This window comes from Sphingomonas sp. GC_Shp_6, assembly GCF_026540835.1.
GTDB lineage: Bacteria > Pseudomonadota > Alphaproteobacteria > Sphingomonadales > Sphingomonadaceae > Sphingomonas.
This window is the reverse complement of the sequence record NZ_JALNUO010000010.1, coordinates 32,543-48,245: the sequence shown is the minus strand read 5'-3', so window position 1 is coordinate 48,245 and position 15,703 is coordinate 32,543. Positions and strand designations below refer to the sequence as shown.

Sequence of the window (15,703 nt, the reverse complement as noted above, 5' to 3'; positions counted from 1 at the left end):
TCCCCTTGCGCGTCCCACATTGCGCGAGGAGGCAGACGATGACGCGGACGACGGTGTTTCTCTCCAACCGATCCCAGGCGGTGCGGCTCGCCAAGGATGTGGCGTTCCCCGATGGCGTGCGCGAGGTCGCCGTCCTTCGCGACGGGGTGCGACGGATCATCGTTCCGGCCGATCGCACATGGGACGATTTCTTCGCCGCGTCGGGCATCGATCTGGGCGAGCGCCAACAGCCCGAGGCCCAGGATCGCGAAGCTTTCTGATGCTCCGCTACATGCTCGATACCAATCTCTGCATCCGGGTCTTGCGCGATCGCCCGCAGAGCATCCGTGCGCGCTTCAACGCCGAAACCGACGGGCTGACGATCTCGACCATCGTGCTGACCGAGCTGCTGCACGGCGCCGCGAAGTCGGCACGGCCGATCGACAACCGGACGGAGGTGGAGCGGTTCGCGAGCCGGCTGGAGGTCATGGCGTTCGATGCCGAGGCGGCAGCGCATGCCGGCGACATCCGCGCGACGCTGGAACGCGAAGGCCGATCGATCGGCGGTTACGACGTGCTCATTGCCGGGCATGCGCGCAGCCGCGGCCTTGTCGTCGTCACTGGCAATCTGGACGAATTCCGCCGTGTGGACGGGCTGCGCTGCGAGGATTGGCTGCCCGCCGCCGTGTGAGCCCCCTTATCTCCCCCCTGTCCTACGCCCCCTCCGCTGTGGCAGGGTGACGCGATGACCGTCGCTCCACGCCGTCGCCGCACCCCCGCATCCGCGCTCCTTCCGGGGACCTGTCGAACCATGCGTTCGGTCCTCCACTTCTTCCACTTCCTCCACTTCGCCCCCTCCACTTCGGGCGCGCGGGCATGAGCACGAGCGACGTCCTGATCGTCGGCTCGGGTGCGGCGGGGCTCACCGCGGCGCTCAATCTGGCGGACCGGTTCAAGGTCACCGTGCTCGCCAAGGGCGCGCTGAACGAGGGCTCCACCGCCTGGGCGCAAGGGGGGATCGCCGCGGTGCTCGAACCCGGCGACACGTTCGAGCATCATGTCGAGGATACGATGGTCGCCGGCGCCGGCCTCAACGACCGCGACATCGTCGAGTTCGTCGTCGAGGGCGCGCCCGCCGCGATCGAGCGACTGACGCAGCTCGGCGTCCCCTTCGCCACCGAAGGAAACGCGCTCCACCTCACTCGCGAGGGCGGCCACAGCCACCGCCGCATCGTCCATGTCGCCGACGCGACGGGATGGGCGGTGCAGGAGGCGCTGCAACGCGCGGCTGAGGCGCATCCCAACATCACCCTCGTCCCCGATCAGGTCGCGATCGATCTCGCCACCGGGCGGCATGAGGAACGCTATTCGGGCGCGGGCAATGTCTGGGGCGTCTATGCGGTCGATCGCGGCACCGGGCACGTCAATCTGTATACCGCGAAGGCGACGATCCTCGCCACCGGCGGCGCGGGCCGCACCTATCTCTTCTCCACCGCGCCCCGCGGCGCGACGGGGGACGGCATCGCGATGGCGTGGAGGGCGGGCGCCCGGGTCAGCAACATGGAGATGATGCAGTTCCACCCGACCTGCCTCTACAATCTCGAGGTCAAGAACTTCCTCATCACCGAAGCGGTGCGCGGCGAGGGCGGGCGACTCATCAACCCGACCACGGGCAAGCGCTTCATGTCCTATTACGACGCCGAGCGCATGGAGCTCGCGCCACGCGACGTGGTGGCGCGCGCGATCGACGCCGAAATCAAGCGCTATGGCCTTGATTGCGTCCATCTCGACATCAGCCACCAGCCGCCCGAATTCGTGAGGGCGCATTTCCCGAACATCTACGAGAAGCTGATCGGGCTCGGCATCGACATGACGACGCAGCCGATCCCGGTCGTGCCCGCGCAGCATTATACCTGCGGCGGCATCGTCATCGACCGCGACGGCCGCACCGACCTGCCCGGCCTGTACGCGGCGGGCGAGTGCACCGAGAGCGGGCTGCACGGCGCCAACCGCCTCGCGTCGAATTCGCTGCTCGAATGTTTCGTCTTCGGCGAGTCCTGCGCCGATCATATCGCCGCGCATTGGGACGCGCTGCCGCCCGTCCCCGTGATCCGCCCATGGGACGAAAGCCGCGTCACCGATTCGGACGAAGAAGTGGTCATCAAGCAGAACTGGACCGAGATCCGCCGGTTCATGTGGAACTATGTCGGCATCGTGCGCACCACCAAGCGGTTGCAGCGCGCGCAGGCCCGCATCCGCCTGCTGACGCATGAGGTGGAGGATTATTACGGCCATTTCCGCGTGACGCCCGATCTGATCGAGCTGCGCAACCTGCTGCAGACCGCCGAGCTGATCGTGCGATCGGCGCTCCACCGCCACGAAAGCCGCGGGCTCCACTATACGCTCGACTGGCCCGAAACCGCGGCGGAGGCGGTGGATACCGTGCTGGTGCCATGAGGCCATGGGCGCCGGATCCTCGGTTGAGCCCGTGCGTGGCGCGGTTCGCCGCAAGTGGCGCAGCGCCATGTTCCGGATGGTCGATCCACCGATAAGGATCGATCCCACGTTGCGCTGCGTCGGGAATATTATGCAGTCGAAGGGCTTCGGCCGTCTGGGTCTGATCGGAATGCTGGCGCTGCTCGGCGCGTGCGGATCGTCGTCGCGGCCGGGATCCAGCGGCGCCGCGCCCGGCCGCGACACACCCGTCGTCGTGTCGATCCGGGTGCCGCCGCCCGCCCCGCGCACCGGCCCGCGCCCGCCCGAACAGCTCGCGCGCCAGATCGCGCAGTTGCGGCAGGATTTCGGGGGCAAGGTGGGCATCGCGGTGCGCGCGGTCGATGCCGGCTGGACGGTGGAGGCGGGCGGCCACCAGCTGCTGCCGCAGCAATCGGTTTCGAAACTGTGGGTGGCGATCACGCTGCTCAGCCTGCGCGACGCGGGCAAGGCGCGACTGGACGACCCCATCGTCGTCCGGCCGGAGGACATCACGCTGTTCCACCAGCCGGTGGCGATGCTGGTGAAGGGCGATGGCTATCACACCACCGTCGGCGGCCTGCTGACGCGCGCGCTGACGCAGAGCGACAACACCGCGAACGACCGGCTGCTCACCTATGTCGGCGGGCCCTCGGCGGTGCGCGCGATGATCGCCGCCAAGCGGCTGGGCGACATCCATTTCGGCCCCGGCGAACGGCTGCTGCAAAGCCGGACGGCGGGGCTGACCTGGCAGCCCTCCTATGCGCAGGGCAACAATTTCGAGATCGCGCGCGCGCGCCTGACGCCCGAGGCGCGCGCCGCCGCGCTCGACGCCTATGTCGGCGATCCGCCCGACGGCGCCGCGCCGGTGGCGATCGCCGATGCGCTGGCGCGGCTGGCGCGCGGCGAGCTGCTGTCGGAAACCTCGACGCGGATCCTGCTCGACACGATGGGCGCCTCGCTCACCGGCCGCGCCCGGCTGCGCGCCGCGCTGCCGCCCGGGTGGAGCATCGCGCACAAGACCGGCACGGGCCAGGATCTGGGCGCGCGCAACGCCGGCTTCAACGATGTCGGCCTGCTCACCGCGCCCGACGGCCGCCGCTATGCGCTGGCGGTGATGATCGGCGACACGCGGCGCCCGATGCACGACCGCCAGTTGCTGATCCAGGCGGTGGCGAGCGCGGTGGCGGGCTATGCCGCCGGCGGCGGCGGTTCGGCGAACTGAGCCGCGGCCCCTCGGATCGGGTGGTCCTGCGCGCCGCGATCCGCTAGATCGGCGGCGATGCCCCACCTCTATCTCGTCGATGGCTCCGGCTATATCTTCCGCGCCTATCACCGGCTGCCGCCGCTCACCAACAAGCATGGCGAGCCGGTCGGCGCGGTCTATGGCTATACCAGCATGTTGTGGAAGCTGGCCGACGAGGTGCATGCGGCCGACGGCCCCACCCATATGGCGGTGATCCTCGACAAATCGTCGAAGACCTTCCGCAACGACCTGTACGACCAGTACAAGGCGCACCGCCCGCCCCCGCCCGAGGATCTCGTCCCCCAGTTCCCGATGATCCGCGACGCGACGCGGGCCTTTTCCATCCCCTGCATCGAAACCGAAGGGCTGGAGGCGGACGACATCATCGCCTGCTATGCCAAGGCGGCGCTGGCGCAGGGCTGGGCGGTGACGATCGTGTCGAGCGACAAGGATCTGATGCAGCTGATCGAGCCCGGGCTCGACATGTACGACACGATGAACAACCGTCGGCTGGGCGCGGAACATGTCGCGGAGAAATTCCACGGCATCGCGCCCGGCCAGCTCGGCGACGTGCTGGCGCTGATGGGCGACAGCGTCGACAACGTGCCGGGCGTGCCGGGCGTCGGCCCCAAGACCGCCGCCAAGCTGATCCTCGAACATGGCGACCTCACCGCGGTGCTGGCGGCGGCCGAGGGCATGAAGCCGGGCAAGCTGCGCGACAATCTGATCGCGCATGCCGATATGGCGCGCCTCAGCCGCGCGCTGGTGACGCTGCGCTGCGACGTCGCGCTGCCCGAGCCGCTGGACGAACTCGAACTGAAGGGCATTCCCGACGCGCCGCTGCGTGCGTTCCTCGGACATCACGGTTTCAAGACGCTGCTCGCCAAGCTGGGGCAGGTTGCCGACGCGCCGGTCGCCGCACCCGCGGACGTGCCGATCGCGGCCGATCCGCCCTGCGATCACGATGCGTACGAGACGGTGGTGGACGAGGATGCGCTGGATCGCTGGATCGCGGTCGCGCGGCACCAGGGCTGGATCGCGGTCGATACCGAGACGACGGGCGTCGACGCGACGCGTGCCGAGCTGGTCGGCGTGTCGATGGCGCTTCACCCCAATCTGGCCTGCTATATCCCGCTCGGCCACGGCACCACCGACCTGCTCGCCGAGACGCCGGTCCAGCTCGACCGCGCCGTCGCGCTCGCTCGGCTAAAGCCGTTGCTGGAGGATCCGGCGGTCCTCAAGATCGGGCACAACCTCAAATACGACATGATCGTGCTCGGGCGCCTCGGCATCGCGGTCGCGCCGTTCGACGACACGATCGTGATGAGCTTCGATCTCGATGCCGGGCTGCACGGCCACGGCATGGACGAACTCGCCGCCACGCATCTGTCGCACAGCTGCATCGCGTTCAAGGACGTGGTCGGCACCGGCAAGACGCAACGCGGCTTCCATGAGGTCGATCTGAAATCGGCGACGCGCTACGCCGCCGAGGATGCCGACGTCACCTATCGCCTCTGGAAACGCTTTCGCGCGCGGCTGCCGAACGAGCAGGCGACGCGCGTGTACGAGATGGTCGATCGGCCGCTCGTCCCCGTCGTCGCCGGCATGGAGATGCTGGGAATCAAGGTGGACGGCGCGAAGCTCGCCGCCCTCTCCGCCACCTTCCAGGAGCAGATCGCCGGGCTGGAGACCGAGATTCATGCGCTGGCGGGCAGCGCGTTCACGATCGGCAGCCCCAAGCAGTTGGGCGACGTGCTGTTCGAGCGCATGGGGCTGAAGGGTGGCCGCAAGGGCAAATCGGGCGTCTATTCCACCGACGTCACCGAACTCGAACGCATCGCGCGCGACCTGAAGGGCACCGAGGAGCCGGGCGCGCAGATCGTGCGCAAGGTGCTCGAATGGCGCCAGCTCTCGAAGCTGAAATCCACCTATACCGACGCGCTCCAGGCGCAGGTAAACCCGGCCACGGGCCGCGTGCACACCTCGTACAGCCTGACCGGCGCACAGACCGGGCGGCTGTCGTCGACCGATCCCAATCTGCAGAATATCCCGATCCGCACCGAGACCGGCCGCCAGATCCGCGACGCGTTCGTGGCGGAGCCGGGCCATGTGATCCTGTCGGCGGATTATTCGCAGATCGAATTGCGTCTGGCCGCGCACATGGCCGACGTGCCCGCGCTGCGCGACGCCTTTGCGAACGGCGACGACATCCACAGCCTGACCGCGATGGAATTGTTCGGCGAGGTGAATCGCGACACGCGCGGGCGCGCCAAGACGATCAACTTCGCCATCCTCTACGGCATCAGCCGCTGGGGCCTCGCCGGCCGGCTCGACGTGAGCGCGGACGAGGCGCAGACGATGATCGACACCTATTTCGAGCGTTTCCCCGGTATCAACCGTTATATCGCCGAAACGCTGGAAGAGGTCCGCGCGCGCGGCTTCACCACGACGCTGTTCGGCCGCAAGACGCATTTCCCTCGGATCAAGTCCAAGGTGCAGGGCGAACGCCAGGGCGCCGAGCGCGCCGCGATCAACGCGCCGATCCAGGGCACCTGCGCCGACATCATCAAGCGCGCGATGGTGCGGATGACACCCGCGCTGGAGGCGGCGGGATTGGGTCACGTCCGCATGCTGCTCCAGGTGCACGACGAACTCGTGTTCGAACTGCCCGAAGCGGACGTGGCGGCGGCAAGCGTGGTGATCGAACGCGTGATGGCGACGGCGGCCGAACCCGCGATCACCTTGTCGGTGCCGCTCGGCATCGAGATCGGCACCGGCGCGAGCTGGGGCGCGGCGCATTGACGGCGCAGCGCGGCGGCCGGCCGCGTCCGGCTGACTCGCGCGAGCCCGGCCGGCGGCGCGGCTTTGCGGTGGCGACCGCGCGGCGATGACCGAAGCCAAGGGGGATATCGACACGCTCGCCAAGGGCGGGCGGACGAACATCGCGGGGTTCGTGCTGCGCCTCGCCGCGCGCATCCCGTTCCTGTTCATCGCCGGCCGCATCTACGGCCCCGATCTGGTCGGGCGCTTCGCCATCGCGGTCGTGGTGGTGGAACTCGCCGCGCTCGTCGCGACTTTGGGGCTGAAGCGCGGGCTCGCCCAGGCGCTCGCATCGAGCGACCAGCCGGCCAACATGGTGGTGTGGGATGCGATGGCGGTCGCGTTCCTGGCGGCGATCGCGGCCAGCTTCGTGCTGTGGCTGTTTCCGCAGATCATGTATCCCAACACCGCGGTGCGCGGGCTCGATCGCTATCTGCCGTGCATCATCGTCGCGGTCGCCTGGTCCGACGTGAGCCTCGCCGCGCTCGCCTATCGGCTGAACGTGCAGGCGACCGTCACCGCGCGGGCGGTGGTGGAGCCCTGGACGATCTCGATCGCCGCCTGGGCGTTTTCGTTTGTCACCATCCGCAACGGCCTCGTGCTGTCCTATGTCGCCTCGATGAGCGCGGCGCTGATCGCGAGCCTCGTTCCCTTTCTGCGCAGCTATGGCCTGCCGCGGGGCTGGAAGCCGCGGATCGCGCCGCTCGCCCGGCTGACGCGTGCCAATGTGCCGCTCGCAGGCGCCGATGCGCTCGAATGGGGCACGCGCAACGTCGATCGCTTCATCCTCGGGCTGTTGTTCGCGCCCAAGATCGTCGGCATCTACTATATGGCGCAACAGGTCGCCTCGCTGCCGCAGAAGCTGAAGACGAGCTTCGATCCGATCCTCGGTCCGGTCATCACGCAGAGCCTGGCGGTGGACGACCGCGGCGCGATCGCGCGGCAGGTGCGCCAGGTCGCGTTCTGGATCATGGCGGCGCAGGGGTGCCTCGCGCTCATGGGGTCCATCCCGGGCGAAGCGGTGATGGGCGTGGTCGGGCCCCAGTTCGTGGCGGGCACCGCGGCGCTCGCCTTCCTGCTGATCGCCGAGGTGCTCGCCTCGGCGGGCGCGGTCAGCGAATCGGCGCTCGTCTATATCGCGCGGCACCGCAACCTGATGATCTCGGTGGCGATGCTTGGCGTGCAGATCGCGCTGAGCCTGGCGCTGATCTTCGCGATGCGCCGGCTCGGCTGGCCGCCCGCCTGGCAGGCGGCGGGGCCGGCGGTCGCGCTGATGCTGTCGCTCGGCTGCACCAGCCTCATCAAGATGCGGCTGCTCTCGCGGCTGCTGGCCGCCGCGGTGTCGCCCTGGCGCTGGCCGATGCTGTGGGCGGTGCTGGCGGCGGTTGCAGTGGGCAGTTGCTTCACCGCGCTGCCCCATCGCTACGAATGGGCAGAGCTCGCGATCGGCGAGCCCGCCATCGCCGCCACCTATCTGTTCATCCTGTGGCGCTTCGCCTTCGCCCCCGCCGATCGCGCGTTGTTCGGATCGGTGCCGCGCGCGGACGAGGCGACGCTGCCGTACGAGGGCTCGCCCACCCGCTGAGGATCAGTGGCGGAAGTGGCGCATGCCGGTGAAGACCATCGCCAGCCCAGCCGCATCGGCCGCCGCGATCACGTCGGCGTCGCGGATCGATCCGCCCGGCTGGATCACCGCGGTGGCGCCCGCCTCCACCGCCGCCATCAGCCCGTCGGCGAACGGGAAGAACGCATCCGACGCCACCGCCGAGCCGATCGTGCGCGGGGCGGCCCAGCCAGCCTTGTCCGCCGCGTCCTTGGCCTTCCAGGCGGCGATGCGCGCAGATTCCAGCCGGTTCATCTGGCCGGCGCCGATTCCGGCGGTGCTGCCGTCCCTGGCATAGACGATCGCGTTCGACTTGACGTGCTTGGCGACTGTCCAGGCAAAGCGGCAATCGGCCAGCTCCTGCGCGGTCGGCGCGCGCTTCGTGACGACGCGCAGGTCGTCCGGCGTGCCATTGTCGCGACCCTGCACCAGCCAGCCGCCCGCGATCGATTTGGCGGTGAGCCCCGCGCGCGCCGGATCGGGCAGCTCGCCCGTCAGCAGCAGCCGCAGATTCTTCTTGGCGGCGAACAGCGCGCGCGCCTCGTCGTCGGCATCGGGGGCCACCACGACTTCGGTGAAGATCTCGACGATCGCGCGCGCGGTGGCGCCGTCGAGCGGCCGGTTGACCGCGATGATCCCGCCGAACGCCGAGACGGTGTCGCACGCGAACGCGGCGGCATAGGCGTCGGCGAGGCTGGATGCGGTCGCGACGCCGCACGGATTGGCGTGCTTGACGATCACGCAGGTGGGCTGGGCGTCGCGGAATTCGGCGACCAGCTCCAGCGCGGCATCAGCGTCGTTCAGATTGTTGTAGCTCAGCGCCTTGCCCTGGATCTGGCTCGCCTGGCCGATCCCGCGCACGCCGCTGTCGGCGGTGTAGAAGGCGGCGGCCTGGTGCGGATTCTCGCCATACCGCAGCGCATCGCCGCGCTTGAGCACGATCGGCAGCGTTTCCGGGAACGCCTCGTCCTGATCGACGGTGCCGAACCAGTGCGCGATCATCCCGTCATAGGCCGCCGTCGCCGCGAACGCCTTGGCGGCCAGCCGGCGACGGTCCGCCAGGCTGGTGCTGCCGCCTTCCACCAGAGCATAATCCGCAGGGTCGGTGAGGATCGCGACATAGGCGTGGTTCTTGGCGGCGGAGCGCACCATCGACGGCCCGCCGATGTCGATATTCTCGATGATCGTGTCGCGGTCGGCGCCCTTGGCGACCGTCTGCGCGAAGGGATAGAGGTTCACCACCACCAGATCGATCGCGCCGATACCGTGCGCGGCCATCGCGGCGGCATGCGCGGGATCGTCGCGCACCGCGAGCAGACCGCCATGCACGGTCGGGTGAAGCGTCTTCACGCGCCCGTCCATCATCTCGGGGAAACCGGTCATCTCGGACACGTCGATCACCGCCAGCCCCGCCTTGCGCAGCGCCGCCGCGGTGCCGCCGGTCGAGACCAGCTCGACGCCATGCGCCGCAAGCGTGCGGCCGAGTTCGACGATGCCCGTCTTGTCGGAGACGGAGAGGAGCGCGCGGCGGATCGGGATGCTGGTCATGCGCGCCCTCTGGCCGTTCAGAGCGCGCGCTTCAAGGCCCAGCTCACGCTCGCGCCGCCTGCCGCGGCCTCGCCCGACACGACGATCTGCTGCGTCGGCACCATACGGCCGTCGCCGTCGATCCACAGCGAGGGCTCGATCGCGAGATTGCCGCCGCGGCAGCGGAACTGCCACAGCGCGCCGCCGGCCAGCCGCAGGATCGCCGCCATGCCGTCCGCGGTGGGCGACGCCTCGACACCCGCGCCCAGATGCAGCCGGATCGCGAACGGCGTCGCGCCGCCGCGGTGCCGCCGGCCCTGCGGCAGCAGCGCATCCTCGCCGCGCAGCTCGCGCCCGTCGCCCGTCAGCATCAGCTGCCGCCGATGAAGAAAGCCGTAGCGGCGCACATAGCCGTCATGCGTGGCCTCGATCCGGCTGGCGGCATCCGATTCCTGCCGGCTCAGCTCCACCTCGGCGACGCCGCGGCCGAGTGTGCCGTCGGCATGGATCGCGGTCGAATTGCTGTCCGCCACCACCAGCGTCGAATGCGCGGCGCTCGACCGCAGCGCGGCGGTGAGCGCTGGCGGCAGCGTGGCCAATCCGGCCTGCGCGCCGCCGCAATTGACGACGATCCGCGCCGGACCATCGGAGAATTCGAACGCCAGCGTCGAGGCGCAGCCACCCTCCACCACGCGCGCCACGGGCGGCGGCGCGGCGTCGACGATCAGCACCGCCGATCCCGCCGCCAGCCGCTGATAGCCCCAGTCGCGCGCCTGGCGCAGCGGCCGGGTACGGATGCCCGTCGCCTCGATCACCGCCGCCACGCTGTCCGCGGGCACCGGGCCGCCGCCCTGCCAGCTCGACAGCCCGCGATCGCCATGCGCGACGCCCAGCAGCGCCGGCACCATCCGTCCGAGCGCGGCACCGATCGGCTCGGGCAGGTCGATCCGCCGCGCGGCATAGGTCTCGCGCAGAGACGCCAGCAACTGGATCGAATCGAGCAACGCCGCCGGGCTGCGCGTCACCGATCCGCCATCGTCGAACAGCGACGCCGCCAGCGAGCGCACCAGCCCCGCCTCGCCGAACGCGCGGCGCGGATCGCCGCCCGGGATCAGCAGCCCCGCCGCCACCACGCCGCACCACGCCGCGATCCGCGGCGGCCCGGCCGGCGCCTTGTCCGCGCCGCGATCGAGGTGCCGCGCGCCACGGGCGAGCGCGTTCAGCACGCTCGAGCGATACACCAGATCGGTCGACGACAGGATCAGCGGCGCATGGCTCGTCCAGGCGAGGATGCGCCGCCCCCACAGATCCGCGCGCCACGCCGCGCCGCCCACGCTGTCGGCATGCTGGTCGAGCCAGCGCGCCATCAGATATTCGGCGATCGGCGCGCCTTGCGCGCGCGTCGCCACGGTCGATAGGTCGCGCAGCCAGCCAAAGCCGTGGAGATAGTCGCCGAACGCCTTGCCATAGACGGGCCGGGCCAGATCGAGCGTTTCGATCGCATGATGTTCGCCGCGGTGGCTGAGCATCCCCTCGATCAGCGCGCGCCCGCGCGGCACGTCGCCCATGATCGGGTCCTCGGGCACCGCGATCAGCTTCAGCGGATAGCGCCCCTTCAGCCGCATGCCGTGGATCGGCGTGCGCCACGTCAGCCGGTGGAAGCGTTCGGACAGCCGCTCGGCCAAGCTCAACGCCTTGTCGCCGCCCAGGCGGATCAGCCGCTTGCCCTCCTGGATGCCGTCGGTCGCGGCATCGGGGGTCAGGTCGTTCATCCGCCCCGCAGCGCGGCGATGTTGGCGGCATAGGCTGCCGGGCCGCCGCGGAAGACCGACGTGCCCGCCACCAGCGCGTCGGCACCGGCATCGATGCAGCGGCGCGCCCAGCGCGGATCGACGCCGCCATCCACCTCCAGATCGATCGCGCGGCCGTTCGCATCGATCATCCGGCGCACCGCCTCGATCTTCTTCAACTGGTTTTCAATGAAGCTCTGCCCGCCAAAGCCCGGATTCACGCTCATCACCAGCACGAGATCGGCGCTGTCGAGCAGGTAATCGAGCGCCTTGGCCGGCGTGCCCGGGCAGATCACCACGCCCGCGCGCTTGCCCAGCCCCTTGATGTGCTGAAGCGAGCGATGGATGTGCGGCCCCGCCTCGACATGCACGCTGATCGTGTCCGCGCCCGCCTCGGCAAAGGCGTCGAGATATGCATCGACCGGCGCGATCATCAGATGCACGTCGAACGGCTTGGCGGTGACGCCGCGGATCGCCTTCATCACCACGGGCCCGAACGAGATGTTGGGCACGAAATGCCCGTCCATCACGTCGATATGGATCCAGTCGGCGCCCGCCGCGTCGATCGCGCGCACCTCCTCGCCCAGCCGGGCGAAATCGGCGGAGAGGATCGAGGGCGCGATGCGGACTGGATTCATGGGGTTATCTCTACCATCCGGCCGCGATGCGGCAAGTCAGCCATTGCGCACCAGCTTGGCGATGAAGAACCCGTCGCAGCCGCCCGCCTTTTCGAGCATGCCCGGAAAGGTGCGGATCGCGCCGCCGTCCGTGGGCGCGATCCCCGGCGGCAGCGCCGCCGGATCGGGCGCCCCCAGCGCATAATCGCCGCGCGCTGCCAGGAACGCCGCGATCTGCGCCTCGCCCTCCGCGGGCTCGAGCGAACAGGTCGCGAAGACGAGCGTGCCGCCCGGCTTCACCCAGTCCGCCGCCCGCGCGAGGATCTTCGCCTGCGTCTCGGCCATCTCGCGGATGATCGACGGGCGCACGCGGTGGAGCACGTCGGGATGGCGCCGCACGATCCCGGTCGCGCTGCACGGCGCGTCGAGCAGGACCGCATCGGCCGGCGCGGCGGGCGCCCATTCGAGCACGTCGGCGCGCACCACCTCGGCCTTGGCGCGTGTGCGGTGGAGATTCTCGCGCAGCCGCTTGATCCGCCCCTGCGACGAATCCACTGCCGTCACCTGCCAGCCGGCGGTGGCGAGTTGCAGCGTCTTGCCGCCCGGCGCGGCGCACAGGTCGAGCACCTGCCCCGCCCCCGCCCCCGCGCCCAGCAACCGCACGGGGATCGAGGCCGCGATGTCCTGCACCCACCAGGCGCCATCGGCGAACCCCTCCATCTCCTGCACCGGCGCATGGTCGCGGAGCCGCAGATGGCCCGGCATCAGGCTTTCGCCGCCCAGCCGTTCCCGCCAGGCTTCGGTTGCATCCGGATCGGCGAGCGTCAGGTCGAGCGGCGGCGGCGCGGCGATCGCCGCGGCGGTGCCCTCCACCATGTCCCACCCCCAGGCCGCATCCCAGCGCAGCGCGACCGCCTCGGGCAGGGTCGGCACCTCCGGCAGCAGCACGCCGCTGCGCACCAAGGTGCCGAACACGCCGTGGACCAGCTTGCGCGGGCCGCCGTCCATCAGCGGCAGCACGGTCGCGATCGCGGCATGCGCGGGCGTGCCCAGCACCAGCACCTGGACGAGCGCGATCCGCAGCGCCATCCGCGCCTTCGCATCGTCGTGCAGGGGGCGCTGCGTGGCGGAATCGATCAGCGAATCGAGGTCGGGGATCCGCCGCAGCGTCTCCGCGGCGATCGCGTGCGCCAGGCCGCGATCGGGCCCGTGGATCATCCGCGTCGCCCCCGCCAGTGCCGATTCGAGCGGCTCGCCGCGCCGCAGTACCGCGTCGAGCAGGCGGATCGCAGCCCGTCTGGTGGGAACGCCCAGCGGCTCGGGAGCGTGCGTATGGTCAGGCACGAGCGACGATCATGGCGGAGAGTCCTTGGCAAAGCGGGTGCACGCACCGATGTGGCGACACACCGCCGCAACCGAAAGACCCGCCATGGCCAAGCGCCCCGCCCATGTGAAGCCGCCATCGCATCTGGCGAAGAATACCCCCGTGCCGCAGCCTGAGCCGATGGAACGCCCGGCGAAGGATCCCCAAGGGCTCGATCCCACCCGCTATGGCGATTGGGAGCTGAAGGGCATCGCGATCGATTTCTGACGCATCCGGAACGATTTCGCGCGCCGAAGCGTCGGGCGCGCCATGCACATGCGCGCTTTCGCCACCAAAGGCTGGCCCACGATCCTGGGGCTGGCGTTCGCCGGCCTCGTCCTGCTGGCGATCGTCGGCGTCGCGTTCTTTCCGTTCGGAATGTTGAAGGGGCTGATCGAGCGGCGTCTGTCCGCCCGGCTCGACCGCCCGGTGACGATCGCGGAGATCACGCGCGTGGGCGGCCCGGGCTTCACCCCCATTGTCGCGATCCGCGGCGTGCGCATCCCGCAGGCGGCATGGGCGGGCAAAGGCGATTTCGTCACGCTCGACAGCGCGCGCGCCACATTTTCGGTATGGCCGCTGCTGATCGGGCGGTTCGCGCCGCGCGACGTGACGCTATCGGGGCTGCATCTCGTGCTGGTGCGCGATGCGAAAGGCCGCACCAACTGGCAGCGCGGCGGGCAGAAAAAGGGCGGCAGCGGCTCCGATGCGCTACGCGGCCTCACGATCGCGAACAGCGTGATCGACTATCGCGACGGCAAGCAGGACCGCTGGGTGACGCTGAACGTCGCGTCCGATCCCAAGGGCGGGGTGCGCGCCGATGGCCACGGATCGGTGCGCGGCGCCGCGATCGCGGTGCATTTCGCCGGCCCGGCGATCGGCCCCGACACCCGGCCCTGGCCCTTCACCGCCAGCCTTGCGGGCGACCGGCTGGCGATGACGGCGCGCGGCACGATGGACCGGCCGCTCGATACCAACGCGATGAGCCTCGACGTTCAGGCGCGCGCCGCCGATCTGAAGCTGATCGACGCGGTGATCGAGGCCGGGCTGTTCAAGACGCGCGCGGTGACGCTTTCCGCGCATGTCCGCCACGATCGGCCCAAATGGGAGATCACCCGGCTGGACGGCACGATCGGCCGTTCGCAACTGTCCGGCTGGCTGAACGTCGACAAGCAGGACGGGCGCACCAAGCTGACGGGGCAGATCGCCTCGCGCCAGCTCGACTTCAACGATCTGTCGTCGTCGGAGGGCCGCGCGCAGGCCGCCGCGCTCGAAGCGCGGATCGGCCCGCGAATCGTGCCCAACACGCCCGTCGATATCGGCAAGATCGATCGCACCGACGGCACGATCCGCTTCGCGGTCGACCGGATCGTCAGCGACACCGGCGATTCGTCGCTGGTCGCGCTGTCGGGCACCGCGACGATGGACCACCAGTTGCTCACCATCGCGCCGCTCCGGCTGCGGCTGCCGCACGGGCTGGTGACGGGGCGGATGAGCGTCGACCAGCGAGGCGGCCGCGCGGTGCCGATCGTGCGCGTCGACGTGAAGCTGGCGAGCAGCGTGCCGGTGGCGATCGCGTCGGACATGGGATCGTTCACCGGCCATATCGACGCCACCGCGCATCTCCGCGGTCCGGGCGACACGATCCGCGCGGCGATCGGCTATGCGGACGGCACGGTCGGCTTCGTCGCGCGCGACGGCACGCTGCCCCGGCGGATCGCCGACGCGCTGGGCTTCGACGCCGGACGCGCGTTGCTGGCGAAAAGCGACCAGAGCGCCGGGCTGCGCTGCGTCGTGGCACGGCTGGCGATGCGGGGCGGCACCGGCCGCGTCGATCCGCTGATCCTCGATACGACGCAGAGCCAGATGAAGGGGCGCGGCACGGTCACCTTTCCGGGCGAGACGATCGCGGTCGTGCTGACCGGCGCGCCCAAACAGGGCGCCGTCCTCCGCCTGCCGGGCGAGGCCTATCTGCGGGGCACGATCAGCTCGCCCGCGATCGTGGTGCCGCCCGAAGTCAAGTCGGTCGGCAACATCTTCAAGGCGATCGGCCGTGCGATCAAGGGCACTCAGGGGCCGATCGCGGGCAATGCCGATTGCGCCGCGCTCGCCGCCCGCGCGCTGCGCTAGGACGGGATGCCATGAGCGTGACCGGATCACCAAATCCGTTCGCGCTGAGCTTGTCGGAGCACGCTCTCCCGTGCGCGCCTTCGCGATCGGCACAGGCCCTTCGACAAGCTCAGGGCAAACGGATCGACGTCACGTTATCCAACCGGGCGCCGCGCC

At 70.0% G+C, this 15,703-nt stretch carries 12 protein-coding genes; 8 read left to right on the top strand and 4 right to left on the bottom strand.

Annotated features, from left to right (window positions below; translation table 11 throughout):
• Window positions 1-38: 38 nt before the first annotated feature.
• The 6 genes from vapB (at window position 39) to OXQ95_RS12440 (ending at window position 8,102) form a co-directional block, all read left to right on the top strand.
• Entirely contained in the window at window positions 39-260 is a 222-nt protein-coding gene (gene vapB, locus OXQ95_RS12465) for a type II toxin-antitoxin system VapB family antitoxin (protein ID WP_242097404.1), read from the top strand.
• Window positions 260-670, top strand: a complete 411-nt coding sequence (gene vapC, locus OXQ95_RS12460) for a tRNA(fMet)-specific endonuclease VapC (protein ID WP_267381836.1) — start codon at window positions 260-262, stop codon at window positions 668-670. The genes vapB and vapC overlap by 1 nt, the downstream gene beginning before the upstream one ends.
• Before the next feature lie 185 nt (window positions 671-855).
• Complete coding sequence (gene nadB, locus OXQ95_RS12455; protein WP_267381835.1) at window positions 856-2,436, top strand: L-aspartate oxidase; 1,581 nt, start codon at window positions 856-858, stop codon at window positions 2,434-2,436.
• Between the two features lie 130 nt (window positions 2,437-2,566).
• Complete coding sequence (locus OXQ95_RS12450; RefSeq protein ID WP_267381834.1) at window positions 2,567-3,676, top strand: serine hydrolase; 1,110 nt, start codon at window positions 2,567-2,569, stop codon at window positions 3,674-3,676.
• Between the two features lie 57 nt (window positions 3,677-3,733).
• A complete protein-coding gene (polA, locus tag OXQ95_RS12445) occupies window positions 3,734-6,499 on the top strand; it encodes a DNA polymerase I (RefSeq protein ID WP_267381833.1) in 2,766 nt (921 codons plus the stop codon).
• An 85-nt stretch (window positions 6,500-6,584) separates the two neighbouring features.
• On the top strand, window positions 6,585-8,102 hold the full coding sequence (locus OXQ95_RS12440) for an oligosaccharide flippase family protein (protein WP_267381832.1): 1,518 nt from the start codon (window positions 6,585-6,587) through the stop codon (window positions 8,100-8,102).
• A gap of 3 nt (window positions 8,103-8,105) precedes the next feature.
• Here the strand turns inward: OXQ95_RS12440 and purH are convergent, their stop codons facing one another.
• From purH to OXQ95_RS12420, 4 genes are read right to left on the bottom strand one after another with little or no spacing between them, the layout of a single operon-like run.
• Window positions 8,106-9,668: a bifunctional phosphoribosylaminoimidazolecarboxamide formyltransferase/IMP cyclohydrolase gene (purH, locus tag OXQ95_RS12435; RefSeq protein WP_267381831.1), complete on the bottom strand. Its 1,563-nt coding sequence runs from the start codon at window positions 9,666-9,668 to the stop codon at window positions 8,106-8,108.
• A 17-nt stretch (window positions 9,669-9,685) separates the two neighbouring features.
• The gene (locus OXQ95_RS12430; RefSeq protein WP_267381830.1) at window positions 9,686-11,419 is read right to left on the bottom strand and encodes a heparinase II/III family protein; all 1,734 of its coding nucleotides are present in this window, start codon (window positions 11,417-11,419) and stop codon (window positions 9,686-9,688) included.
• The gene (rpe, locus tag OXQ95_RS12425; protein WP_267381829.1) at window positions 11,416-12,075 is read right to left on the bottom strand and encodes a ribulose-phosphate 3-epimerase; all 660 of its coding nucleotides are present in this window, start codon (window positions 12,073-12,075) and stop codon (window positions 11,416-11,418) included. Before rpe ends, OXQ95_RS12430 begins: the two co-directional genes overlap by 4 nt.
• 36 nt (window positions 12,076-12,111) lie before the next feature.
• On the bottom strand, window positions 12,112-13,398 hold the full coding sequence (locus OXQ95_RS12420; protein ID WP_267381828.1) for a transcription antitermination factor NusB: 1,287 nt from the start codon (window positions 13,396-13,398) through the stop codon (window positions 12,112-12,114).
• 85 nt (window positions 13,399-13,483) lie between these two features.
• Here OXQ95_RS12420 and OXQ95_RS12415 point away from each other — a divergent pair, with 85 nt between their 5' ends.
• Both OXQ95_RS12415 and OXQ95_RS12410 read left to right on the top strand, forming a co-directional pair.
• On the top strand, window positions 13,484-13,645 hold the full coding sequence (locus OXQ95_RS12415; protein ID WP_242097393.1) for a DUF1674 domain-containing protein: 162 nt from the start codon (window positions 13,484-13,486) through the stop codon (window positions 13,643-13,645).
• A 42-nt stretch (window positions 13,646-13,687) separates the two neighbouring features.
• Window positions 13,688-15,547, top strand: coding sequence for an AsmA family protein (locus OXQ95_RS12410; protein ID WP_267381827.1), 1,860 nt, complete (start codon window positions 13,688-13,690; stop codon window positions 15,545-15,547).
• Window positions 15,548-15,703 lie beyond the last annotated feature (156 nt).

Coding starts and splice junctions, on each gene's coding strand:
- vapB (WP_242097404.1), top strand. CDS start 39: ATGACGCGGACGACGGTGTTTCTCTCCAACCGATCCCAGGCGGTGCGG.
- vapC (WP_267381836.1), top strand. CDS start 260: ATGCTCCGCTACATGCTCGATACCAATCTCTGCATCCGGGTCTTGCGC.
- nadB (WP_267381835.1), top strand. CDS start 856: ATGAGCACGAGCGACGTCCTGATCGTCGGCTCGGGTGCGGCGGGGCTC.
- OXQ95_RS12450 (WP_267381834.1), top strand. CDS start 2,567: ATGCAGTCGAAGGGCTTCGGCCGTCTGGGTCTGATCGGAATGCTGGCG.
- polA (WP_267381833.1), top strand. CDS start 3,734: ATGCCCCACCTCTATCTCGTCGATGGCTCCGGCTATATCTTCCGCGCC.
- OXQ95_RS12440 (WP_267381832.1), top strand. CDS start 6,585: ATGACCGAAGCCAAGGGGGATATCGACACGCTCGCCAAGGGCGGGCGG.
- purH (WP_267381831.1), bottom strand. CDS start 9,668: ATGACCAGCATCCCGATCCGCCGCGCGCTCCTCTCCGTCTCCGACAAG.
- OXQ95_RS12430 (WP_267381830.1), bottom strand. CDS start 11,419: ATGAACGACCTGACCCCCGATGCCGCGACCGACGGCATCCAGGAGGGC.
- rpe (WP_267381829.1), bottom strand. CDS start 12,075: ATGAATCCAGTCCGCATCGCGCCCTCGATCCTCTCCGCCGATTTCGCC.
- OXQ95_RS12415 (WP_242097393.1), top strand. CDS start 13,484: ATGGCCAAGCGCCCCGCCCATGTGAAGCCGCCATCGCATCTGGCGAAG.
- OXQ95_RS12410 (WP_267381827.1), top strand. CDS start 13,688: ATGCACATGCGCGCTTTCGCCACCAAAGGCTGGCCCACGATCCTGGGG.